Annotated in this window: 24 protein-coding genes, 1 tRNA gene and 1 pseudogene; 21 read left to right on the top strand and 5 right to left on the bottom strand. The window is 38.2% G+C overall.

Features of this window, described 5'->3' with window-relative positions:
• Positions 1-7: 7 nt before the first annotated feature.
• Positions 8-841: a hypothetical protein gene (locus Q8Q95_02295; protein MDP3764428.1), complete on the top strand. Its 834-nt coding sequence runs from the start codon at positions 8-10 to the stop codon at positions 839-841.
• A gap of 279 nt (positions 842-1,120) precedes the next feature.
• The gene (locus Q8Q95_02290; protein ID MDP3764427.1) at positions 1,121-1,330 is read left to right on the top strand and encodes a hypothetical protein; all 210 of its coding nucleotides are present in this window, start codon (positions 1,121-1,123) and stop codon (positions 1,328-1,330) included.
• Here the strand turns inward: Q8Q95_02290 and Q8Q95_02285 are convergent.
• Complete coding sequence (locus Q8Q95_02285; protein MDP3764426.1) at positions 1,304-1,603, bottom strand: four helix bundle protein; 300 nt, start codon at positions 1,601-1,603, stop codon at positions 1,304-1,306. The genes Q8Q95_02290 and Q8Q95_02285 overlap by 27 nt on opposite strands.
• 103 nt (positions 1,604-1,706) lie before the next feature.
• On the opposite strand from Q8Q95_02285, the gene Q8Q95_02280 reads away from it, so the two are divergent.
• The 14 genes from Q8Q95_02280 (at position 1,707) to Q8Q95_02215 (ending at position 17,580) form a co-directional block, all read left to right on the top strand.
• The gene (locus Q8Q95_02280) at positions 1,707-2,615 is read left to right on the top strand and encodes a reverse transcriptase domain-containing protein (protein ID MDP3764425.1); all 909 of its coding nucleotides are present in this window, start codon (positions 1,707-1,709) and stop codon (positions 2,613-2,615) included.
• Between the two features lie 34 nt (positions 2,616-2,649).
• Complete coding sequence (locus tag Q8Q95_02275; GenBank protein ID MDP3764424.1) at positions 2,650-3,921, top strand: pitrilysin family protein; 1,272 nt, start codon at positions 2,650-2,652, stop codon at positions 3,919-3,921.
• Positions 3,918-4,958 (top strand): AI-2E family transporter, encoded by a 1,041-nt coding sequence (locus tag Q8Q95_02270; protein MDP3764423.1) that lies wholly within the window; start codon positions 3,918-3,920, stop codon positions 4,956-4,958. The genes Q8Q95_02275 and Q8Q95_02270 overlap by 4 nt, the downstream gene beginning before the upstream one ends.
• A gap of 100 nt (positions 4,959-5,058) precedes the next feature.
• Complete coding sequence (gene metG / locus Q8Q95_02265) at positions 5,059-6,540, top strand: methionine--tRNA ligase (protein MDP3764422.1); 1,482 nt, start codon at positions 5,059-5,061, stop codon at positions 6,538-6,540.
• Between the two features lie 97 nt (positions 6,541-6,637).
• A complete protein-coding gene (locus Q8Q95_02260; protein ID MDP3764421.1) occupies positions 6,638-7,534 on the top strand; it encodes a TatD family hydrolase in 897 nt (298 codons plus the stop codon).
• Positions 7,535-7,604: 70 nt separating this feature from the next.
• Complete coding sequence (locus Q8Q95_02255) at positions 7,605-10,085, top strand: class I tRNA ligase family protein (protein ID MDP3764420.1); 2,481 nt, start codon at positions 7,605-7,607, stop codon at positions 10,083-10,085.
• Positions 10,086-10,193: 108 nt separating this feature from the next.
• Positions 10,194-10,844, top strand: a complete 651-nt coding sequence (locus Q8Q95_02250) for an L-threonylcarbamoyladenylate synthase (protein MDP3764419.1) — start codon at positions 10,194-10,196, stop codon at positions 10,842-10,844.
• Positions 10,845-10,939: 95 nt separating this feature from the next.
• A complete protein-coding gene (glyA, locus tag Q8Q95_02245; protein MDP3764418.1) occupies positions 10,940-12,175 on the top strand; it encodes a serine hydroxymethyltransferase in 1,236 nt (411 codons plus the stop codon).
• On the top strand, positions 12,168-12,704 hold the full coding sequence (locus Q8Q95_02240; protein ID MDP3764417.1) for a phosphatase PAP2 family protein: 537 nt from the start codon (positions 12,168-12,170) through the stop codon (positions 12,702-12,704). The genes glyA and Q8Q95_02240 overlap by 8 nt, the downstream gene beginning before the upstream one ends.
• Positions 12,705-12,857: 153 nt before the next feature.
• Positions 12,858-13,427, top strand: a complete 570-nt coding sequence (locus Q8Q95_02235; protein ID MDP3764416.1) for a CDP-alcohol phosphatidyltransferase family protein — start codon at positions 12,858-12,860, stop codon at positions 13,425-13,427.
• 122 nt (positions 13,428-13,549) lie between these two features.
• A complete protein-coding gene (locus Q8Q95_02230) occupies positions 13,550-13,813 on the top strand; it encodes a metal-sensitive transcriptional regulator (protein MDP3764415.1) in 264 nt (87 codons plus the stop codon).
• A gap of 1 nt (position 13,814) precedes the next feature.
• On the top strand, positions 13,815-16,112 hold the full coding sequence (locus Q8Q95_02225) for a heavy metal translocating P-type ATPase (protein ID MDP3764414.1): 2,298 nt from the start codon (positions 13,815-13,817) through the stop codon (positions 16,110-16,112).
• 47 nt (positions 16,113-16,159) lie between these two features.
• Positions 16,160-17,179, top strand: a complete 1,020-nt coding sequence (locus Q8Q95_02220; GenBank protein ID MDP3764413.1) for a sulfite exporter TauE/SafE family protein — start codon at positions 16,160-16,162, stop codon at positions 17,177-17,179.
• 11 nt (positions 17,180-17,190) lie between these two features.
• Positions 17,191-17,580, top strand: a complete 390-nt coding sequence (locus Q8Q95_02215; protein MDP3764412.1) for a cupredoxin domain-containing protein — start codon at positions 17,191-17,193, stop codon at positions 17,578-17,580.
• Between the two features lie 48 nt (positions 17,581-17,628).
• Here the strand turns inward: Q8Q95_02215 and Q8Q95_02210 are convergent.
• A tRNA-Leu gene (locus Q8Q95_02210) sits at positions 17,629-17,715 on the bottom strand.
• An 8-nt stretch (positions 17,716-17,723) separates the two neighbouring features.
• Positions 17,724-17,960 (bottom strand): GIY-YIG nuclease family protein, encoded by a 237-nt coding sequence (locus Q8Q95_02205; GenBank protein MDP3764411.1) that lies wholly within the window; start codon positions 17,958-17,960, stop codon positions 17,724-17,726.
• Between the two features lie 167 nt (positions 17,961-18,127).
• Between Q8Q95_02205 and Q8Q95_02200 the strand changes: the two are divergent.
• From Q8Q95_02200 to Q8Q95_02185, 4 genes and pseudogenes are all read left to right on the top strand, one after another.
• Positions 18,128-18,886 (top strand): annotated as a pseudogene (locus tag Q8Q95_02200) (AAA family ATPase).
• Between the two features lie 242 nt (positions 18,887-19,128).
• The gene (locus Q8Q95_02195; protein ID MDP3764410.1) at positions 19,129-20,052 is read left to right on the top strand and encodes a ParB/RepB/Spo0J family partition protein; all 924 of its coding nucleotides are present in this window, start codon (positions 19,129-19,131) and stop codon (positions 20,050-20,052) included.
• A gap of 72 nt (positions 20,053-20,124) precedes the next feature.
• Complete coding sequence (locus tag Q8Q95_02190; protein ID MDP3764409.1) at positions 20,125-20,382, top strand: type II toxin-antitoxin system ParD family antitoxin; 258 nt, start codon at positions 20,125-20,127, stop codon at positions 20,380-20,382.
• Positions 20,379-20,624 (top strand): type II toxin-antitoxin system RelE/ParE family toxin, encoded by a 246-nt coding sequence (locus Q8Q95_02185; protein MDP3764408.1) that lies wholly within the window; start codon positions 20,379-20,381, stop codon positions 20,622-20,624. The genes Q8Q95_02190 and Q8Q95_02185 overlap by 4 nt, the downstream gene beginning before the upstream one ends.
• Here Q8Q95_02185 and Q8Q95_02180 read toward each other — a convergent pair whose 3' ends face one another.
• A complete protein-coding gene (locus Q8Q95_02180; GenBank protein MDP3764407.1) occupies positions 20,625-22,067 on the bottom strand; it encodes a RelA/SpoT family protein in 1,443 nt (480 codons plus the stop codon).
• 121 nt (positions 22,068-22,188) lie between these two features.
• On the opposite strand from Q8Q95_02180, the gene Q8Q95_02175 reads away from it, so the two are divergent.
• A complete protein-coding gene (locus Q8Q95_02175; protein MDP3764406.1) occupies positions 22,189-22,506 on the top strand; it encodes a hypothetical protein in 318 nt (105 codons plus the stop codon).
• A 38-nt stretch (positions 22,507-22,544) separates the two neighbouring features.
• On the opposite strand, the gene topA is transcribed toward Q8Q95_02175, so the two are convergent.
• Entirely contained in the window at positions 22,545-24,596 is a 2,052-nt protein-coding gene (topA, locus tag Q8Q95_02170; protein MDP3764405.1) for a type I DNA topoisomerase, read from the bottom strand.
• Positions 24,597-24,678 lie beyond the last annotated feature (82 nt).

Raw genomic sequence — 24,678 nt, 5'->3', positions numbered from 1 at the left:
ACTGGCTATGGCTAATGCCCCAGTCGGTGAGATGTCGGCGTGGTCCGGCGTGCTCAAAGATTTTTTCCGTCAGATAGATGACGGCAGTCACACTTTGGAAAGTGTTAAAGCTTTCAACGAACATCGCATAGTGTCTTTGCTGGTAGCTTTAGTGGAGGCAACACAGAAGAAGCTTCAAAAGTTCTTCCGTGTGGATGTTGATCCTCTGCCTCCCGAATTCACCGAAGAGAACTTGGCCAAGTGGGCTGGGTTCGACTTCAGGCCGGTATATCTGCCGATGGAAGGAATTGGCGAGAATTGCAAGCTCAAGAATTGGGTAAAACCTGAAAAATGGTTCTACCAGAAAATCGGGGAAGGCAAGCTCGCCCCCGACAGTGCCAAACTCTACAGAGGTTGGTATCTAGCTGATTTCACCGTCGGTGTGAATTACACCGACGGCACGCAAGTATTTTCCAATGACCCTCTCGCGCTAATCATCAGTAAATTGCGCGAAGAAGGAAAAATCGGCAAACACGATAATACTCCTTCGGGCTCTCGTTTTGCCATTACCAACGATGAATGGCGAGATGTGGTTTGTCCTGCTATCGCCGAAGCATTCGGTTTCAAACCCGAACAGGTTCGGTTGGAGCGGGCTGTAGAGTCCAATGCCATTGGCAATCTCTACGACAGCAATCGCGGCCGATTCAATATGTGGGAGTGGTTCGACGATAAGTTTGAGGACTCCAGCCGGCTTTACGGTGGTCACCGTGAGTACGGTGGTCTAGCCTACGTCAACTACGATTGGTCTAGCAATCGCAGCGGCAGCATAGCTGGTCGTCCTCTGGTGAGTTTCGCAAAGTAGGTTCTTTTCCCCTTGGGCTTTGGCCCTTGGATTTTCCCCCAACGTAAGTTGGGGGATTTTTTTATTTTCACAAATTTGGTAAAATTTTCCTTGAGTAAAGCTAATGAAGAATAGACTAAGGTTTATTCTCGCATTTACTCTCCTGTTTAAAACAGGAAATAACGAAACTCCTTGCTTTAAACTAGATCGGGTATTCTTAGATTATTTAAGAGTTGCCGAGTAAAAAACTATCCGTGGGATGCGGATTTCAGAAAATTTATATTTAGATTTTCGGTGATTATGGACGGTTTAAAGCAAAAATTTGAGGACTCCAGCCGGCTTTACGGTGGTAACCGTGAGAACGGTGGTCTAGCCAACGTCAACTACAATTGGTCTAGCAATCGCAACGACAACATAGCTGGTCGTCCTCTGGTAGTTTCCAAACAAAAGAGCGCCTTATTTTTTAGGCGCTCTTTGCAAAGTTTAGTTGGATTTTATCCAGCCACCTAACATACGACCTATTTCTAAAACCTTTTCCTCAACTAATAGATATTTTTTTATATTGATTGATTTGGTATCGTGAGCAAGACGGATAAGATACTTTAGAAGGTCATTTTTATCGCTACCTCTTATTAAGGTTTCACTTTTTCCATATTTTGATTGGTAACTGGCTGAAAGGATTAGTTCTAAAATTTCTAGAATGGTGTTCTCAATTTTTTGGCCCAAAGTAAATCGTTCCGTCTTGGGAAATATTTTCAAACATTCGTGGAATAATTTATACAATTCACAAATTTTATGCACCAGCGATATTTCAACTCCGTAGGGGGGGGGCTTTAATGGAGAAATTTTCCATAATATTTTTAAAAAAATTATTAGCTTAGAAAACTTGTTTTTAGCTTGGCGCGAATTTAAAAAAGGCAAAAGAAAAAGGTTGGATGTTCAAGAATTTGATTTTAACCTAGAAGATAATCTGTTTCAACTGCATAGCGAATTAAAAAATAAAACATATAAACACAGCCAGTATATTCCTTTTTATGTTACCGACCCAAAATTGCGTCATATCCATAAAGCTTGTGTACGCGACAGGGTTTTACATCAAGCTGTTTTTAGAGTTTTATATCCAATATTCGATAGACATTTTATGTTTGATTCTTATTCTTGCCGAATAGGCAAAGGAACACACAAAGCAGTAACAAGACTAGAAACTTTTTGTCGTAAGTTAAGCCAAAACAATAGCCAAACTATTTTTGCTTTAAAGTGTGATATTAAAAAGTTTTTTGATTCCATAGATCAAGATGCTCTAATTAAATTGATTCAACTAAAGATCAAAGACGATAATGCTGTATGGTTGGTTGAGAAAATAATAGGTAGTTTTAACAAAGGGTTACCCTTAGGCAATGTAACCAGCCAGTTATTTGCCAATATTTATTTAAACGAATTAGACCAATTTGTTAAACATAACTTAAAAGAAAAGTATTATATTCGTTACTGCGATGATTTTGTTATTTTAGGAAGTAATAAATATTATTTATTAAATCTGTCTTACAAAATTAATACTTTTCTTTTTGAGAATCTAAAGCTATTTTTGCATCCAGACAAAATAATTATTCGTAAATACAGGCAGGGTATAGATTTTCTGGGTTATGTGGTTTTGCCTAACCATAGGGTTTTGAGGACTAAAACAAAAAGAAGGATGTTAAGAAAGATTAATGAGAAAAATGTAGATTCGTATTTGGGAGTTTTGAGGCATTGTAAGGGTTTTAATATAAAACAAAAACTGCTATTCTATTTTTAAGATATAGTTTAAATATAATTTTAAAAAACAAATTATGCATAACTTTATAAAAGATGTTTGGCCGAATGGCTTAAGAGCGATTTATGTGCCAATGCAAGGCACGCAAACTTTAACCTTGCTGGTTTTAGCCGGCACAGGTTCTAGGTACGAAACTAAAGATATAAACGGCATCTCGCACTTTTTAGAACATATGTTTTTTAAAGGCACGACCAAGCGTCCGGGCAAATCGGATATTGCGCACGAACTGGATGCGGTGGGCGCGGCTTACAATGCTTTTACAGATAAAGAATTAACGGGTTACTGGGTCAAAGTTGATTCAAAACATTCCGATCTCGCCTTTGATGTGGTAAGCGATATATTTTTAAATTCTAAAATTCCGCAAGAAGAAATAGAAAAAGAACGAGGTGTAATTATTGGCGAAATAGATATGTACGAGGATACGCCGACGCGTAAAGTCGGTGACTTATTTGAAGAATTATTATATGGCGATCAGCCGGCGGGTTGGGATATTGCCGGCCGAAAAGAAGTTATTCGTTCCATTAACCGCCAGCACTTTATAGATTATATGGCTAAGCATTATCGTTCCAAAGGCGTGGTCGTGGTGGTGGCAGGTAACATTACCGCGGAAGACGCCAAAACCAAAGTGCAAAAATATTTTAGTGCGGTAAAAGAAGGCGATGTGCCCAAACCATTGCCCTGCGTGGAATCTCAAGATGCGCCCCAAATAAAAGTTTTTTATAAGGACACCGATCAATGCCATTTGATTTTAGGCGTGCGGGCTTATAATATGTTTGATCCGCGCCGTTGGGCTTTGGGGTTGCTCGCTACAATTTTGGGCGGAGGCATGTCTTCTAGATTATTTATTAGAATTCGCGACGAACTTGGTTTGGGTTATTACATTCGCGCCTCGTCCACACTTTCTTTGGATCATGGTTACTTCGAAGTAAGTTCTGGAGTTGATACGACTAGAGTATACGAAGCTGTAGAAGCCATAATGGCCGAACTTAAAAAGGTAAAAGCCAATGGAGTAGAAGAAAAAGAGCTCCAAAAGGCTAAGGATTTTATAAGAGGCGGAACTTTGTTGGGGCTAGAAGCTTCCGATGATTTAGCCTCATTTTTCGGCCTTCAGGAGGTACTAACCAACGATATATTGACAGTTGAACAAAAGTTCAGTATGATGGACAAGGTTACTTTGGCTGATGTAAAAAATGTCGCCGAAGATATCTTCCAAAACAAGAATCTCAACTTGGCCGTAATTGGCCCGCTTAAGGACAAGACAGGCTTTGAAGGGATATTAAAATTTTGAAATCTCCGTTAGCTCATACCGATATCAGCATAAACACGGAAACCCTACTCCGTGGTTTTGCTATTGTGCTGGGTTTAGCCTTAGTTTATTTAATCCGCGACGTCATAGCGGTGCTTTTGTTTTCTATAATAATTGCGGCGGCGGTGACACCTCTGGCTAATTATTTTCAGGGCAAAGGCATTCCCAGAACCTTGGGTGTTTTTGTTATTTACCTTTTAGCATTCTTGGTACTGGGCACAATACTTTATTTTATAATTTCTCCTTTGTCGGACGAATTAGGCAATCTTTCTTTAACTGTGCCGGTTTACTTTGATAAGGTGAATGGTTTTTTTAAGGTCATAAGAGATTCTGCGCCACAGTATGAACAATTGTTAAACAAGGTCCAAGATAATCTGGTGGCTATCAGTAACGATCTGGCGCATGTTTCTGGAAATATTTTTGGAGCTACCAGCGGAATTTTTGGCGGATTTATTTCTGCAGGTTTTGTTATTGTTATTTCTTTTTATTTAGCGGCCCAAGAACACGGTATTAGTATGTTTTTGCGTGCGGTTACACCCAAAGAAAAACAGCCCTATGTTTTGGGTTTATGGTCTCGCGCTCAATACAAACTGGGCCGTTGGTTGCAAGCGCAGTTGGTGCTTAGTTTAATAGTTGGCGTTTTAATTTATATTGGGCTTTTGATTTTTGGAATTAATCACAGAGTTCTCTTGGCTTTGGTGGCAGGTATTATGGAAATTATTCCAATATTTGGGCCGGTACTGGCCGCGGTGCCTGCTGTAATTTTGGGTTTATTAAAATCGCCCATAGTAGCCCTTTGGGTGCTTCTTGTTTACACTATTGTGCACCAGTTAGAAAATCATGTTTTTGTGCCTAATATAATGAACCGAGTTATCGGTCTTAACCCGGTTATCGTTATAATTTCTTTGCTGGTGGGTGGTGAACTTTTTGGCATACCGGGCATAATTCTTGCGGTGCCGGTAGCTGTAGTTTTAGTGGAAATTATAAAAGATTTTGGACATCATCACGAAGAAAATTAAATATGCCAATATACAAATGGATACGAATGATACAAATAAGTTACAAATATTCGTTAAATCCATTCGTATAATTCGCATAGATTCGTAGATTAGTATACTTATGAAGTTTTATATTACAACCGCCATTGATTATGTTAATGCGAAACCGCACATTGGACACGCTTTAGAAAAGATTCAAGCGGATGTTTTGGCGCGTTATCACAGAATAAAAGGTGATGAAGTTTTCTTTTTAACGGGTACCGACGAACACGGTGTTAAGATTTTTCGCGCAGCCGAAAGAGAGAATAAAAATGCACAGGAATTTGTAAACGAAAACGCAGAATATTTTAAACAGTTAAAAAATGTTTTAAATCTTTCTTGGGATGGGTTTATTAGAACAACCGATCAAGAAGTTCATTGGCCAGGTGTTCAAAAATTATGGCAGGAACTTTCGGAAGCCGGTGATATCTATAAGAAAAAATACAACGGGCTTTATTGCGTGGGTTGCGAATCTTTTAAAACAGAAAAAGATTTGGTGGATGGTAAATGCCCCGATCACCAAAAAGCACCAGAAACAGTAGAACAAGAAAACTGGTTTTTTAGGCTTTCAAAATATCAAAGCCAGATTGCTTCTAAAATTAAAAATGACGAATTAAAAATAATTCCCGAATCTCGTAAAAATGAAATTTTATCTTTTATAGAATCTGGTTTAGAGGATGTTAGCTTTTCTAGGCCTAAAAAAGATTTGCCGTGGGGCGTACCGGTGCCTGGCGATCCCGACCAAGTTATATACGTCTGGTGTGATGCTTTAGCTAATTACATTACAGCTATTGGCTATGGCGATGAAACCGAGCAATTTAAAAAACTTTGGCCAGCCGATCTTCAAGTTGTAGGCAAAGATATTTTACGTTTTCATGCGGCTATTTGGCCGGGTATACTTTTATCGGCTAGTTTGCCATTACCCCAAGCTATTTTTGTTCATGGTTTTATTTCGGTGGAAGGGCAAAAGATGTCTAAAAGTTTGGGTAATATTGTGGATCCTGTGCCACTGGTTCAAAAATATGGCACAGATGCGTTACGTTACTATCTTTTACGAGAAATTCCTTCTTACGATGACGGAGATTTTAGTTTAAGAAAGTTTGAAGATAGATATTCCGCAGACTTAGCTAATGGTTTAGGAAATTTGGTAGCGCGCACAGTTACTTTGGGCGAAAAAATAAACCCGGTAAAGTTTGATTTTGCTACGGATATAGAACCAGAAGTTAAAAAAGCTTGCAACGATTTTTATAAAGCATATGAATCTTCTTTAGACGAAATTAAATTACACGAAGCTTTAATAAATGTTTGGGGTTTGGTTTCTTTTGCCGATAAATATATTAACGATAAAAAACCTTGGGAAATTAAAGACGCCACGTCAAACGTGGTTTCAACTGAAAATCTTAGGAAAGTTATGGCTAATTCTGGCTACTTGCTAGGTGTTATACTAAATTTGGTTGAACCATTTTTACCAGAAACAGGCGAAAAAATTAGAAAACAAATCTGGTTTACAGAATCCGCAATAAACTTTAAGAAAGGCGAGAATTTGTTTCCTAGATTAAACTAGTAAAAATATCATTCCTCACAGACGATATGGAGCCTCTTTATTTATAAATTAGTCTTCTCCATAATGCTGTTCGGAATGATATTTTTTTCTCAAAAACATGCCAAAACTAATAGACGCACATACCCATATTCAATTTGCAGCCTATAAAGACGATAGAGACGAAGTTATTAAAAGATCTTTAGATGCTGGAATTTGGCTGGTAAATGTTGGCACACAGCTAGATACTTCTCTTGAAGCAATCAAACTTGCCGAAAAATATAACGAAGGTGTTTATGCCACGGTCGGTTTGCATCCGGTGCATACCGATAAATCTTTCCACGACCAAGCTGAGCTTGGTGAAGGAGGAATGGAATTTACTAGTAGAGGCGAAGTTTTTGATTACGAAGAATATAAAAAATTAGCTTTACATCCAAAAGTTGTGGCGATTGGTGAATGTGGTTTAGATTATTATGCCGATTTTGCTCGCGAACGGAGTGAGAGATTGCAAAATCGAGCATCCGCCGAAGCTTTTAGCGAAGGCGGATCAGTTGAGCTACGCCAGGAAAAACAAAAACTAACTTTTATAAAGCATATAGAATTAGCTCACGAAGTCAAAAAGCCTTTAATGATTCATTGCCGCGAAGCTTTTGATGATTTGATAGATACCTTAAAAGCTAATAGCTCCAAGCTACAAATTATCCCCGGTATTATCCATTTCTTTAGTGGCAACATAAAACAAGCGACCATGCTTTTGGATATGGGTTTTTATTTTACGTTTGGCGGTGTAGTAACCTTTACTCGCGATTACGATGAAATTATAAAAACAGTTCCGGTAAATAGAATTTTATTAGAAACCGATGCGCCTTATGTCACGCCCGCGCCTTATCGCGGGCAACGCAACGAGCCCGCCTATGTTATAGAAGTAGCCAAAAAAATCGGCGAAATAAAAGGCATTGATTTTGAAGAAGTTTCTCATCATACTGTTGAAAACACCCGCGCTATTTTTGGGATTTAATTTGCCGCATGCTTTTTAAGCAGGTTTTCTTGCTTTAAACCTTCTTTTTCGCTATTTTAAGTAGATGCAAATGGCTAAATACAACCACAAGAGAGTAGAATCTAAATGGCGCAAAAAATGGCTGGCCGAGAAGGTTTACGAACCGGATCTTAAAAACGCTAAGAATCCTTTCTATAACCTAATGATGTTTCCATATCCTTCAGCTGAAGGCTTACACGTGGGTAATGTGTACGCTTTTGTGGGGAGCGATATTTACGGGCGATTTAAAAGAATGCAGGGCTATAACGTTTTTGAGCCGATTGGTTTAGATGGTTTTGGCATACATTCCGAAAACTACGCTTTAAAAATTGGCGAACACCCGATGGATCAAGCCAGAGTTTCCGAGAAAAATTTTTATCGCCAACTGCAAATGATAGGCAATGGTTTTGCTTGGCACGAAAAACTAGAAACTTACGACCCTGAATATTATAAATGGACTCAATGGATTTTTATTCAGTTATATAAAAATGGTTTGGCTTACCGCAAAAAATCGGCGGTTAATTGGTGCCCTTCGTGTTTAACAGTTTTAGCCGATGAACAAGTAATAAGTGGTGAATGTGAAAGATGTAATACTAAAGTTATTAAAAAAGAATTAGAGCAATGGTTTTTTAGAATAACTAAATACGCCGATAAACTTTTAAAAGGTTTAGATAAAATAGATTGGAGCGAAAAAGTAAAAATAGCTCAAAAAAATTGGATAGGTAAATCGGAAGGTGCTTCTATAAAATTTCCCCTTACGCGGATCAACGCGGAAATTAACGCGGATCAACGCGGAATTTTTCTGCGTAAATCTGCGTCAGATCAGCGTGAATCGGCGTATTTGGAAGTTTTTACTACACGCCCAGATACAGTTTTTGGTGTAACGTTTATTGCAATTTCGCCCGAGAAAGCAAAGTCTTGGTTAGATATCGGCTGGCAAGCGCCGAATGAGGTCAGGGAGTATATAAAAAATAATATAACCCCGACGCCTCATGAGGGTCGGGGTCCAGAAAAAACAGGAGTTTTTTCTGGTATCTCGGCCATTAACCCAGCCAACAACGAAAAAGTTCCGGTTTGGATTTCGGATTATGTTTTAGCAGGTTACGGCACAGGCGCAGTTATGGGTGTTCCAGCGCACGATGAGCGTGATTTAGAATTTGCCCAAAAATTCAAATTACCAGTGAGTAGCGCACCTTTAGTCTCTATTGAAGAAGGAATAAAAAAGAGTGGAGGTAAAAAAACAATTCAATTCCGGCTTCGTGACTGGCTAATTTCCAGACAGCGTTATTGGGGTGCGCCTATACCGCTTGTTTTCTGTGAAAACTGCGCAGAAAAAATCAAATCTCAAAAATCAAATCTCAAAAATAAGGGAGAATTTAATTTGGGAGAGTTGGAAAATCCAGGTTGGGTTGTGGTGCCCGAAAAAGATTTACCGGTTAGATTGCCTTACATAAAAAACTTTAGGCCAACTGGTACGAGCCAGTCGCCTTTAGCGGCCGATGAAAAATTTTATAAAGTTAAATGCCCTAAATGCGAAGGTATGGCGAGACGCGAGACCGATGTTTCCGATACTTTCTTAGATTCGGCTTGGTATTATTTGCGTTATGCTTCTGTTAAAGAAAAGAAATACGCTTGGGATCAATCTGTAACTAAAAAATGGTGCCCGGTAGATATGTATATTGGTGGCGCGGAGCATTCTGTTTTGCATTTATTGTATGTGCGTTTTTTAGCAATGGTATTCAAGGACCTGCGTTTAACTAATTTTGACGAACCATTTAAAAAATTCCGTGCCCACGGTTTGTTAATAAAAGATGGCGCTAAAATGTCAAAATCCAAGGGGAATGTGGTTAATCCCGACGAATATATTAAAAATTACGGCGCCGATGTTTTAAGAATGTACTTAATGTTTTTGGGTCCGTTCGATCAAGGTGGTGATTTTAGAGATGGTGGTATAAAAGGGATAATCAGATTCTTGGAAAGAATCTGGAAAATTTCTAATTCCCAATTTCTAATTTCTAAACAAATCACCCTCCTTCGCTCTTTCAGAGCTTCGGAAGGGCAAGCAAATTCCAATATACAAACAAAGATACACAAGACAATCAAAAAAGTTACAGAAGATTTAGAAAATTTAAATTACAATACTTCGGTCTCGGCTTTAATGGTTTTGTTAAATGAATTTGAAGCCAATATAGAATCTGTTGGCAAAAGCGAACTAGAAATTTTTGCTAAGATTTTAGCGCCTTTTGCACCACATATGAGCGAGGAAATATTTAGAGAAATTTTAAAGAATAAAAAATCTATTCATATAGCGCCTTGGCCAAAGTTTGACGTTAAACTGGTCAAAGACAAGGAGGTAGACATAGTAGTGCAGGTTAATGCCAGAATGCGCGCGGTTATTAAAATGCCAGCAGATTCTTCTCAAAAAGAGGTTGAAACGGCGGCTAAAAACAACAAAAATATTTCTAAGTATCTTGTCTCCCCCGTAAAAAAAGTTATTTTTATTAAAGACAGGTTTATTAACTTCGTGGTATAGTGCAATGCCAATATACGAATGCATACGAATTATACAAATAGATGCACGAATAAAAATATTCGCATATAGTATTCGTATCATTCGCATAAATTCGTAAATTAGTATTACGTGAAAATTTTAGATATTCGAAACAATTTTTCTCCGGAACTGGCCTCTAAAGAAGCTGCGCTAGCGTTGTTAAAAGGGCGGGTAGTAGTTTATCCCACGGATACACTTTATGGTATGGGAGTTAATGCTTTTGATAACGATGCCATTAGAAAAATTTTTGCCATTAAAAAACGTTCCGATAAAAAACCATTGCCGGTTATGGTAAATTCCATCAGTATGGCTAAAGCCCTGGCGGTTATAGATAAGCCCAGAGAAAAAATATTAAAAAACTTTTGGCCAGGCCCGTTTACTTTTATATTAAAGAAAAAACCTAGTATTTCTTTTTTGCTTACCGCCGGCAGAAGTTCTATAGCCTTGAGAATGCCCGATAATTATTTTTGCCAAAGCGTTATAACAGATTTTGAAGGACCAATTACTGCAACTTCCGCCAATATTTCGGGCGAAGAGCCGTCTCAAGATCCGCAAGAGATTATAGAGCGTTTTAGCCGAGAAAATTCGCAACCGGATTTAGTGATTGATGGCGGGGTTTTGCCAGAATCCGATCCTTCCACCATAATTGATTTAACCACGGATAATGCCAGAATCGTTCGAATTAACCCAACCAACAAGGAAAATTTTTTAAATATTTTAAAAACAATACAAATTAAATAACTCCAAAATTTAATACTTCTTCGCTCCTGGCAAGGAGGAGCACCTTCATCCTCCCTATTTTAAGAAGTTGAACCTCCTTGAAGTCGCTCAGAAGTATCAAATTTTTACATAAGATGGATTCAAATATAGCCAAATTCTTAAAAGAAGAAGAACAGCGTCAAAATGAAACTATAAATTTAATCCCTTCGGAAAATTTAGTTTCAAAAAATGTTTTATTAGCCTTAGGTTCAGTTTTAACTAATAAATATGCCGAGGGTAAATCGCACCAGCGTTATTATTTTGGCAACAAAATTGTAGATAAAATAGAAGATGAAACAAAAAGTTTGGTTTATAAAGTTTTTGGAATATCCAATAATGACTGGGGTGTAAATGTTCAACCTTATTCGGGTAGCATTGCTAATTTGGCCGCCTATTTAGGGGTTTTAGAGCTAGGAGATAAGGTTTTGGCTATGTCTTTAGAACATGGCGGACATTTAACCCATGGGCATAAAGTAAGCTTTACCGGAAAATTATTTAAATTTGAACATTACGGCGTAGGCAAAGATGGTTTGTTGGATTATGAACTAATTTTGGATCAGGCTAAAAAATTTAAGCCTAAACTAATTGTGGCGGGCGCCACAGCATATCCTAGAATAATAGATTTTAAAAAGTTTAAAGAAATTGCCGATGCAGTTGGTGCAAAGTTGATGGTGGATTTATCACACATTGCTGGCTTAGTTATTGGCGGCGCGCATCCATCGCCACTGCCTTATGCCGATATTGTTACTACAACTACACATAAAACTTTGCGCGGTCCAAGGGGTGCCATAATTATTTCTAAACAAGAATTATCGGAAAATATAGACAAGGCAGTTTTTCCGGGCTTGCAAGGCGGACCACAATTACATACGATCGCAGCTATCGGAATTTCTTTAGAAGAAGCTAGTCAATCTAATTTCAAAGAATATGCAGAACAAGTTGTTAAAAATTCAAAAGCATTAGCTTCAGAATTAACTAATCTAGGTTTTTCTGTGGTATCTGGCGGAACAGATAATCATTTAATGTTGGTAGATGTTACGCCTTTAAAATTAACCGGTGACGAGGCTGGAAAAAAACTAGAAGAAGTGGGCATTGTAGTTAATAAAAATATGATTCCATTTGATCCGCGTAAGCCGTGGGATCCTTCGGGCATAAGAATTGGTATGCCTGCGGTAACTACGAGGGGTATGAAAGAAGAAGAAATGAAAAAAATAGCTGAACTTATACACAAAACCTTACAAAATAAAGAAGATTTAGGTAAAATAAGAGAAGAGGTTAAAAGTTTAGCTAGTAAATTTGTTTTTAATGGATAATATTTTTTTCGCTTCAATTTATAATTTATCTTTTAAGGATGTTTGGACCGATACGCTCATAATTCTTTTTGCGGCCTATTGGGAGTTTGTGGTGGTGGCGGTTTTGCTTTTTTATTTGTGGACTCCCAAGTTTAGAAAATCCGATTTAAAAATTAGAGCAGTTCATACCGGCATTGCTCTTTTTTCGGCTTTAGTCGCTAGATTCGGTGTAACCTCGCTAATCCGTTATTTTTATCCACGTGAAAGGCCGTTTGTCTTTGGCGGTTTGGATGCTCTTATAAATCAAAACCCATTAGAAGCTTCTTTTCCTTCGGGCCACGCCACTTTTTTTATGGCGCTGGCTGTTTATTTTTTCTTAGTTAAGCAACCCAAACTTAGTTTGTTTCTTTTTATTTCGGCTATTTTAATAGGTGTGGCTAGAGTAGCAGCCGGGGTTCACTGGCCGAGCGATATTGTTGCTGGTTGGGCAGTAGGTGCTGTTGTAAGTTATATTATTTTTGAACTTACTAAAAATAGGTTTGGTAAATAATATTTTATAGTCACTAAAAAATGCTATAGCATAAATTTGTGACCATTAGCTTGCGCTTGCCTTTGCCTATTTTAAGCCAATGTATTACTATATGTTGGCTTTTCCGTTCTTTAAAAAGATGGTGTGATTAACTCATCACAAAGGGGGAGAGAAATGAAGAATAATTTGGCCAACATGGTAACAGGGATCGGCGTAATTGCTGTAATACTTTTTATCACGCTCTTGTTTAAGGGTTATTCAGGCGGGATCATGATTTTTATGGTTGTGTTTATAGGCATTTCGGATTTGCTAGATGGTAAAATAGCCCGGAGCTTTAAAATTGTTTCTACACTAGGAAAATCTCTAGATAGGGCTAGGGATAAACTTTTTGCCTGCACGCTTTTTGGGTTTAAATTAAATCAACTTATAAATGAGTCAGGTACGGTTTCGGTTTGGGCTTCGGCTTTTTTGATAGCCATACTTGTATTTGAAGCGGGTTTAATAAGCACTTGGATTTTTGGTGTAAGCAGAAACTTGGATGTAAGCGCTCACGTTTGGGGCAAGAGAAAAATGTGTTTGTATTTTTTTGTAGCCGGTTTATTTTTTGTCGATAGTTACTTTGTGCCAGTTTTAGGCAAAACATTTTTTGATTATATGTTTCTCTTTTTTCTGTTTAGCTCCGCTGTTCTTGCTTTCTTGAGTTTATGGGGTTATGTAGAAAGATTTTTCCCCTCGCAAAAATAAAATCCCGCACCTTTTTAACAAAAAAGGTGCGGGATAAAAACAAATCTCCTTGATTGATATCGGGGAGATTTTTAACTGAAGGGTTGACCAATACCCCCTAGGGGTATATACTTAAAAACATTATGAGTCCAACAAAGAATAAAATAATTCATCGCTTAAAAATAATAGAAGGGCAAGTTAGAGGTTTACAAGAAATGGTTAAAAAGGATGTTTATTGCATAGATGTTATTACTCAAACTTCGGCCGTTAAACAAGGGCTATCTAATGCCGAAGATCTTCTTTTGGAAAATCATTTGGATAGCTGTGTATTAAAACAGGTATCTTCCGGCGAAAACAATAAAGCCAAAAAGGAGATATTGAAAGTTTATAAGCTTAAGCGAAAATAAAATGATAACCAAAACATCTAGAATCAAGGGGATGCATTGTGCTTCCTGCGCGGCCATTATAGAAAAAATATTTAAAAAAGTTGAGGGCGTGGAATCGGTAGAGGTTAACTATGGAACAGAAACGGCCAAAGTTTCTTTTGATGAATCTAAAACAAACCTAGAAACCATTTCTAAAAAAATAGAACCATTAGGTTATTCTTTGGCATTACCTCAGCCAACAGCTAAAGAAATGAATATGTCGGAAAGCGAACACGCTGAACATCTAGGTTTGAACCAAAGCAAAAAAGAAAAACTAGCTGAACTGTCTAATATGAAAAAAAAGTTAATAACAGCAGTTCCTTTGGCTATTGTTAGCGCTATTTTTATGGTTTGGGGAATTTTTTCTAAGTTAGGTGTAGCTTCCGAAATTCCTAATGCAGTAGAAAATGTTTTTCAAAATTTACTGCCTTTAATAGCGGCCTATACTTTGTTTTATATCGGCCAACCCTATTTAATGGGTTTTTATCGTTTTCTGCGCTATGGCAAAGCTAATATGGATACGCTTATTGGTATCGGTACTTTTGTGGCCTTTGCCTATAGCTTAATCATTACTATTTTTAAAGATGTTTTGGCTACTTTCATAAACACAGAAGATACATATTATGATGTTACAATAGTCGTTATCACTTTTATCACTCTGGGAAAATATTTAGAAGCGCGTTCTAAAATAAAAACAGGTGATGCCATAGAAAAACTTATTAATATGCAGGCGAAAACCGCCTTAGTTGTTCGAAATGGCCACGAACAAGAAATTCCAATAAGCGAAGTTATTCACGGCGATTTAATTTTGATTAAACCCGCCGGCAAAATTCCAGTTGATGGGGTAATAACCGAAGGAGCTTCTTACGTGGATGAATCTATGATTACGGGCGAACCTATTCCGGTTAAAAAAGACGTTGGAGAAAATGTTGTGGCCGGAACTATAAACACTAGCGGTGCTTTTACTTTTAAGGCCACTAAAGTAGGTTCCGAGACTATGTTGGCGCATATAATTAAAATGGTTGAGGAGGCTCAAGGCAGTAAAGCGCCGATACAGGCTTTAGCCGATAAAATTTCTGCTGTTTTTGTGCCGGTGGTTTTAGTTTTATCGTTCGTGGTTTTAGGTTTATGGCTTATAGTCGGCGCTCGTTATATGGATTTTTCGCAAGCGCTTTCATTTGGCCTGGTTTCTTTTGTGGGTATTTTGGTTATTGCTTGCCCTTGCGCGCTTGGTTTGGCTACGCCCACCGCGATTATAGTCGGCGTGGGTAAGGGCGCCAAAGAAGGTATTTTGGTAAAAGATGCGGCTACGCTAGAAAAGTTACATAAAGCTAATGTGGTGGTGGTAGATAAAACGGGAACTCTAACCAAAGGCAAGCCGGAGCTAGTTTCTGTTAAAAATTTTTCAGAAAAAAAAGACGAAGAATTAATTTCTATTTTGGCCTCGCTAGAAAAAAATTCCGAGCATCCCATAGCTTACGCAGTTATTAATTATGCTAAAGAAAAAAATATTTCTTTTGCTCAAATAAATAATTTCGAAGCTATAAAAGGTAAAGGTGTTAAAGGTTTAATAAATAATACAGAATATTATGCTGGCAACATTAAACTTATGCGCGATCTAAATATTCAATTTGATTCTAGCTTGATGGAAAAAGATACGGCTAACGGCAAAACTCCTGTAATAATTGCAGCCAAAGAAAAAGTTTTAGGTGTGGTTATGATAGCCGATGCGGTAAAACCAGAATCAGCCGAAGCCGTTAAACGTTTGCATAAATTAGGTATTAAAGTGGTTATGCTAACAGGCGATAATAAACAGACTGCTTTGTATATTGCTAAAGAAGTTGGTATAGATGAAGTTGTGGCCGAAGTTATGCCCGAAGATAAACTTAAAAAGATTAAAGAACTTCAATCGCAAGGTAAGATTGTTGTTATGGCGGGCGATGGTGTAAATGATGCTCCAGCTTTGGCTCAAGCCGATATTGGTATAGCTATGGCTACGGGTACAGATGTAGCTATAGAATCGGCTGGTATAACTTTACTGCACGGAGATATTTCAAAACTGGTTAAAGCGATAACGCTCTCTAAAACAACAATGCGCGGTATTAAGCAGAATCTTTTCTGGGCGTTTATTTATAACATTGTTGGCATACCTCTGGCGGCGGGCGCATTTTATCCATTTTTGGGTTGGCTTTTAAGCCCAGTGTTTGCTGGTTTTGCTATGGCGGCTTCTAGTGTTTCGGTGGTAGCAAATTCTTTGAGGATTAAAACAAAGAAATTATAGTTCGACGGGCTCACTATAAATAGTTCAACAGACTCACTACAAGTAATATGAAAACATACATATTTCACGTTAACGGTATGCACTGCAACGCCTGCGTGGCGCTCACAGAAAGCGAACTTGCTAATATGACCGAGGTGTCAAAAGCAAAGTCATCGCTTACAAATCATACTATAGAAGTGACTGGTGATTTTGGTGATAAAGAACCCGAACACATCGCGAGAGATTTAAACGAAGTCTTAAAACCGCACGGTTATATACTTTCTCTGGAAAAACAAAAACATTCAGTTAAATGGAAAGATTTTTTAATGGCGGGTCCAATAGCTTTAGGTTTTATTTTGCTTTTTATTTTTTTACAAAAGATTGGCTTAGTAAATTTGGTTAACAGTTCGGAAGTTGGCTTGGGCACGGCTTTTATTATTGGTCTGATAGCCTCTGTTTCTACGTGTATGGCAGTTGTCGGTGGACTAGTTCTTTCTATGTCCGCAAACTTTGCCAAAGAAGGAGATAAGATTCGTCCGCAGGTGTTGTTTCATATAGGACGGTTAGTATCGTTTTTTATTCTGGGTGGTGCTATCGGCCTGCTTGGCTCGGCTTTTCAGCTTGGATCAACCGTCACATTCGTTCTTAGTTTTATAGTGGCTTTAGTGCTTCTTGTGCTCGGCATTAATCTTCTGGATGTGTTCCCTTGGGCCAAAAAATTACAACCAACTATACCTAATTTTATTGGGAAGCGGGTGCATGGCCTCAAAAGTGTAAACCATACGCTTACGCCTCTTTTGGTAGGCGTTGCCACCTTTTTCTTGCCGTGCGGTTTCACTCAATCTATGCAGATTTATACACTAACTACCGGAAATTTTTTAGCAGGTTCGCTAATTATGGGTGTGTTTGCGCTTGGCACATTGCCCGTGCTTTTGCTTTTAAGTTTTAGTTCGCTCGGCATCCACAAAAAAGCGCAATCAGGAATATTTTTTAAAGCGGCGGGTTTGGTGGTAATATTTTTTGGAATTTTTAATTTAATTAATAGTTTGGTCGCAGTAGGGTTATTAAATCCAGTATTTAATTTTTAGAAACAAAGATTATGAAGTTAACAATTATTTCCATCGTGGTTTCGACCGGTATTATTTTTGCCACCATATTTTTTGCCAATAATAGAAATTCTAGCGGTGCGGTGGATAGCGTAGCTGTTTCAGAAATTATAGACGGCAAACAGATTATAGCAATCAAAGCCAAGGGCGGTTATACGCCTCGAAAAATTTTAGCTAAAGCCGATATACCCACGGTTATTAAAGTAAAAACACAAGGCACTTTTGATTGCACTTCGGCTTTAGTTATTCCAAGTTTAAACTACAGAGCCAATTTAGCTCCATCGGGTACAACCGAAATTGAAGTGCCACCCCAAAAGATCGGTTCGGTTATAAACGGAACTTGCGCTATGGGGATGTATGGTTTTTCTATAAAGTTTAATTAGAGATTTTATTAAAATTAAAAACAGACAAGTTAGACGCCTGTTTTTATGTGGTGCCCAGGAAGGGGGTCGAACCCTCATGATGTTGCCATCGCAGGATTTTGAGTCCTGTGCGTCTGCCAATTCCGCCACCTGGGCATGGTTATTTATTGTAAACTATCTAAAAATTTTCTTCCAACTCCGCTTTTTAAAAATTTTTCTCTCATCCTTGCTTCTTTATAGTCTTTATATTTTTCTGAATAGGTCAGTACAAAAGGAGCATAATTTCTTGTCGATTTGTTTTTGCCTGTATTATGTCTTTCCAATCTCTCATTTATGTTATTTGTTATGCCAACATATCGAAAGTTTTTATTTTTACTTCTAATTACATAAACAGATATCATTTGATTTTGAGTCTTGTGCGGTCGCCAAAGGCGACTAAATCTGCCACTTTACCCGCCTTTGGCGGGTCGCCCAATATTTAGGTATTTTCTAGTAAAAACGCTTCATTGTCAATGAAGATTTCTTAAGGTAAAATAAGTAATACCTAATTAAGTAACTAAGTAATTTTGTGTCTAGAACCATTTCTTTTGTTAACCAAAAAGGCGGTGTAGGGAAATCAACCAGCGTTATAAACGTAGGCGCTTTTTTGGCAGCGCATGGCAAGTCTGTTTTGGTGGTGGATTTAGACCCACAAGCTAATACAACTTCTGGTCTGGGCGTGGATCCATATCAAATAGAATGGAATTTGTATCATGTTTTAACTAATGGCTTATTACCCGAAGAAGCCATAAGAAAAACCGGTGTAATGGGTTTGGATCTTTTGCCGTCCAATACAAATTTAGCCGGCGCGGGCATAGAATTAGTAACTCAACCTAACAGAGAGTTTCGTTTGCGCGAAGCCTTAGGCCGAGTTTCCACAAATTACGATTATGTTTTAATTGATTCACCACCATCACTTGGCCTACTTACCATAAATGGTTTAGTTGCTTCCGATTACGTTGTTATTCCTGTACAATGCGAATATTACGCTTTGGAAGGCATTGGGCATCTTTTAAAAACTATAGAATTAATTCGCGATAATCTGGGGCATAATATTAATGTGTTGGGTGCGGTCTTAACCATGTACGATAAGCGCAACAGGTTAAACCGTGATGTGGTCAAAGAAATGAACAGAAATTTTCCGGGGCGAGTTTTTAATTCTGTTATACCGCGTTGTGTGTCTTTGGCCGAAGCGCCTTCTTTTGGCAAAACAATTTTACAATATGATCTTTATTCCAAAGGGGGCAAAGCATATAGACAGTTAGCCGAAGAAATATTAGGTTTAGAGAATGTTGGTGCGCCAGAAGTATCTGTTGCCACAGAAGCCGTTGCTGAAACTGCTATTGAAGAAAATATATCAAATACAGAAAGTATTAATAATTTAGAACCAGAAAGTGGTGTCGTGGCGACTATAGCAAGTAACGAGTTTGTTGATACAGAAATTGTTACTACGTTAGCTTCAGTGAATATAGAAAATAGTTCAGAAGTTTCTTTAGAAGAAAATACTAATCAAATTTAATTTAAAAAAATATGGCCCTAGGTAGAGGCTTGGAATCATTGATTCCTCAAAAAAAGAATGGTGAAGAAGTTTCTTCTCCCAAAGAACAAACTAATTTTTCTGTTCCAGCAAAAAGCGTGGTCACCACCGCCAGGCAAGAAAGTGTTTTTTATATTGAACTCGAAAAAATAAAACCAAATCCTTACCAGCCCAGAAAAGAATTTAACGAAACCGAACTTAACAGCCTGGCCGATTCTATGAAGCAATACGGCATGCTTCAGCCGCTTCTGGTTTCTAAAGTTGAGCTGGCTGTTTCTAGCGGCACTAGGGTGGAATATCAGTTAATAGCAGGCGAACGCCGCTTAAGGGCTGCGGGTATTGCGGGGCTTCGACAAGTTCCGGTAATCATTAAAAATCCCGACAATGCTACAAGGTTAGAAATAGCTTTAATAGAAAATGTTCAGCGTCAAAACCTAAACGCCATAGAAGAAGCTTTGGCTTACGAACGTTTGATGACCGAATTTAAGTTAACTCAAATGCAAGTAGCGCAAAAAGTTGGCAAAAGCCGCGAGGTTATAGCCAACAGAGTTAGGCTTTTAGATTTACCCTACGAAGTTCAGCGAAGCATTTCCGATGGGAAAATAAGCGAAGGCCACGCTAAAGTACTGCTCGCTATTAAAAATTCTGAACGCCAGATATTTTTAACCGACGAAATTATTAAAAAAACTTTATCGGTGCGCGAATTAGAAGATATTGTTCGCCAAGATGAATCTTATAAAGCCAAAACCGCAAGAGTCAGTGACCCTGAACTAGAAAATTATAAAAAAACAATCCAAGATACCTTAGGCACGCCCGTTTCTTTTTCGGGTAGCCGCGAAAAGGGCAAGCTCGCTATTAGTTTTTATTCTCAAGAGGATCTAGACAGGCTAATTAAAAAATTAACTAACCAGTTATAACCCGTTGATTTTAATATGTGCTCGGTATACGCTATCTGTATTACAATGTAATACAGATAAATTTATAAAAATATGCCTAGAGTAATTGTCTCTATATCGTTACCAAGAGAACTTAATTTAGAAATAGAGAAAAAGGTAAAAAGCGGTCGTTATGCTTCTAAATCGGAGTATTTTCGCGATCTTGTTAGAAAAAATTTACTTAAAGAAGAACTACTTTTAAAACGAGAAAAAAAGGCCGTAGCCGAGGGATTAAAAGATATCAAAGAAGGGCGAGTTTCAAAAGCTTTTACTAATAGTAGAGAGGCGATGAAATATCTTAGCCGCTTATGAAGGTTCGGTTTGCTGAGCAATTTGATAAAAATTTAGAGAAGTTACCTCCAGAGATAAAAAGAAAATTCAAAAAACAGTTATCTTTCCTTCTTAGAGATATAAGATATCCGTCATTACGATCTAAAAAGCGAGAAGAATTAGGGGACGTTTGGCAGGCAAGAGTAGACGATAACTATAGGTTCTTTTTTCAGATCCAAAAAGATGTTTATCTGGTTTTGAACATTTTAAAACATTCTGATTGATTAACTAACTAATCGTAACCTTTCCTTTATCTTTGTTCTCGCCTTTGAAGTTTTTATAAACTTTAACCAGTCGCGCGAAGGGCGCTGGTTTTTTGCGGTTACAATTTCTACAATATCGCCATCATTTAACGAATGAGTTATAGCCATAATTTTTCCGTTTACTTTAGCTTGAATACATTTGTCGCCAATATCACTGTGCACCGCATAAGCAAAATCTAGGGGCGTGGCTTCTTCGGGTAGTTCTATAACATCGCCTTTGGGCGTATATAAAAATATACGGTCTTTAAAGAAGTCTATTTTGGCATTTTCCCAAAAATCTTCGCTGGTTAAATTTTGTTGTTGCCATTCGGCCAGTTGCTTTAACCAAGAATATTTTTTAGCCAGCGGGCTTTTTGATTCTTTATAACTCCAATGGGCTGCAATACCATAATCAGCATTTTTACTCATCTCGTCGGTTCTTATTTGAAACTCTGTTATTTTTCCTTCTTCGCAAAAAACTGTGGTGTGGAGCGATTGATAACCATTGGGTTTGGGCAAGGCAATGAAATCCTTAATTCTATTTGGTAGCGGTTGCCAATATTTATGAAGTATTCCTAGTGTTTCGTAGCAGGAAACAATGTCGGGTACTATAACCCTAAGAGCCACCAGGTCGTACATTCTTTCTAAATCAAAATCGTATTTCTGTAATTTTCGCCACAGACTGTATAAATGTTTGGCGCGGGCGCTTAAGCGAATGTAACGAATGTTATTTTCTTTTAATATCTTTTCTACGGCTGGTTTAATTTTTTCTGTATATTTTTTATTTTCCGCAATTTGATTTTCTACAAAGTCTAAAAGGTTTATATATTCTTCGGGGTAAACATAAGGGAAAGCATAATCTTCCATTAGGCCTTTAACTTCGCCCATACCTAAACGGGAAGCAAGTGGTGCGTAAACTTCTAAAGCCTCGCGCGCGATTTTTTCTTTATTACCTTTAAAAGTAGCTAGTGTTTCTAAATTGTGGAGTCTGTCGGCCAGTTTAATCAAAACCACGCGGATATCTTTGGCTGTAGCCAAAATCATTTTATGAAAATTTTCTATGTAATTTCTTTGTCCTTCCGAAGCCTTGGCGGAGGAGGATTCACCACTATAATTAACTCGATGTAGCTTGGTTACAGATTGAACCAAAAAAGAAATATTTGCCCCAAATTCTTTTTCTAAAGTTTCTAATTTTGTTTTTGTATCTTCTAAAACATCATGTAACAGACCAGCCGAAATGGTTTCGTGGTCCATATTAAAATCGGCGAGTATTTGAGCAACAGCTATAGGGTGAGTAATATAATCTTCGCCCGAATCCCTTTTTTGCCCGATATGGGCGGTTTCAGCAAAAGTATAGGCCTTTTGTATTGTTTCGGCCTCGGTAGATAAATATTTAGCTAGTATTTTATCCAGTATTTCCTGCATATTCTAAGCCTATCAGATAAGCGAAAAGGGTGCTATTGACAAGAATTATGCTATATGCTAGACTATATACATAGTTCGTTCCATTCCTGTTTTACCACTACACAACCCGAGGGAGGGTGATATGGAAACCATGTGGTTGGTCATGCTGGCCATCATTCTGGTCATGCTCATTGTTGTGGGTATCAAGGCGTTCGGTGTGAATACACGGGAAGTTCTCGGAGTGGTTCCCGAGGTTTACGAGTCGCCGAACGATAAGGCTTTGGCCGATGTGAACAGGAGATTGCACGGGATGTGCCTCGTTCGCATCAATTTCGCTGGCAAGGCCATGACTGGTAAGTTCGTCGACGGTCGTGGCAAGCGGGTGAAGGTGGCTATCGATCTCAACGGTCGCCAGCATCTAGTGAGGCGTAAAACCCATCAGATGGAGTGGGTGCGGTAACAGTTCTTCAACAGCGCGAAAAGATGAGAAGCGAGTCCTTATGGATTCGCTTCTTTTTTATTTTCTACAACTTCTGGAGATTCTTCTTTCGGTTTTAATTTTGGATTAACCCAGCTAGCATATTTGCAATCGGGATAGCGCGAACAGCCATAGAAAGTTTTTTTGGTGCGAGTTCGTTTTACAATCACATCGCCATCTTTACAGTCTGGGCATTTCATATCTATTTTATTTAAAATTCGTTCGGTGTGTTTGCATTCAGGAAAACCGGTGCAAGCATAAAACTTGCCAAAGCGTCCTAATTTAATAACTATGGGTTTACCACATTCAGGGCAAATTTTGTCGGTAGGCTCGTCGTTTTTAAAATCTGATTTTTTTAGTTCGTCCATTTTTTCTTTTAAATTTTTTTCAAAAGGCTCATAAAATTCTCTTATAACCGGCACCCATTCTATTTTATTATCAGCGATGTCGTCCAGCTTTTCTTCCAGCTTGGCCGTAAAATCTATATCTACAATATTGGGAAAATGTTCAACCAATAAATCGTTAACGATGGTACCCATTTCGGTGGGTTTTAATTTTTTTTGCTCGTCTTTTTCTACATAACCTCTGTCTTGAACAGTAGAAAGAGTTGGGGCATAGGTGGATGGCCTACCAATGCCGTGTTGTTCCAAAGCTTTTATCAACGTAGCTTCGGAATATCTGGCGGGAGGTTCGGTAAAATGTTGTTCGGGTTTTAGATCTATTAAGTTTAACAGTTCGTCGGTTTTTAGTTGAGGCAGGATGGTTTCTTCGGTTTTTAAAGAATAAACTTTTGTAAAACCATCAAACTTTTTTGTTAAGCCATTAGCTCTAAAAATATGCTTGGATCCCGCCGCCACATCAACAGTTGTGGCATCAAATATGGCCGGTGCCATTTGGGTAGCCATAAAGCGTTGCCAGATTAAACGATAAAGTTTTAATTGAGCTGGTTCCAAATGCGAAGCCATTTCTTCGGGGGTGCGCAATGGGTCGGTGGGGCGAATAGCTTCGTGGGCTTCTTGGGCGCCCTTAGTTTTTGTCTTATATGTTCTATTTTCTAAATATTTTTCTCCAAAACTTTCTTTTATAAAGCTAGATGCCACACCAACAGCATCTGGCGATAAATTAAGCGAATCGGTTCTCATATATGTAATCAAGCCGGTTCTATCGCCTTTATGATCTATGCCTTCGTAAAGTTGTTGAGCTAGCATCATAGTGCGTTTAGCCGAAAAACCAAGTTTACGCGCGGCAGATTGCTGCAGTGTGCTGGTGGTAAAAGGCGGAGCAGGGTTTCGCTTGGTTTCTTTTTTCTCTATACTTTCTACTTTCCAAGCCGAATTTTCTAAAGCAGTTAATATTTTTTTAGCTTCGACCTCACTAGCTACCGCAAACTTGTCTAATATCTGATCATTGATCTTATGTAATCTGGCTTCAAATATTTCTTCTGTTTCGGATTTCGGATTTCGAGTTTGGAGCTTAGCCGTGATGCCCCAATATTCTTGTTTCTGAAATTTATTTCTTTCTCTTTCGCGTTCAACGATTAAACGAACGGCGACCGACTGCACACGACCAGCCGAAAGCCCGCGCGAAACTTTTTTCCAAAGAAGAGGCGAAAGCTTGTAGCCGACTAATCTATCTAAAACACGGCGAGCCTGTTGCGCGTCCACCATGTTTTGCTCTATTTGCCGCGGATGTTTTAATGCTTCCAAAATCGCTTTTTGAGTTATTTCATGAAAAACTATTCGCTCTATAATTTTTATTTTTTTATTTTTGATCTCGTTCAAGCCCAAGGCTTGAACGAGGTGCCAAGAAATAGCTTCGCCTTCGCGGTCTTCGTCGGTAGCTAGAATAATCTTGTCTGCTTTTTCGGCTAATTTTTTTAATAGAGCCACCTGTTTTTTGGCTTTGGTAGGAACTATATATTTAGGTTCAAAGTTGTGTTCGGTATCTATACCCAGTTTGCTTTTGGGTAAATCGCGCACATGACCAAAAGAGGACTCTACTTTAAAGTCCTTGCCTAAAAACTTTTCTATTGTTCTGGCTTTCGCAGGAGATTCAACAATTACTAGGTTCATGTAAAAATTTCTAATGTCTAATAACTAATTTCTAATCAACTTCTAAATCCTAATGATTAAAATTTAGACATTTAATAATTAG

The organism is bacterium (genome assembly GCA_030697795.1).
In the GTDB taxonomy this organism is placed as follows: Bacteria; Patescibacteriota; Minisyncoccia; order JACQLN01; family JACQLN01; genus JACQLN01.
This window is presented reverse-complemented; position numbering and strand designations above follow the sequence as displayed.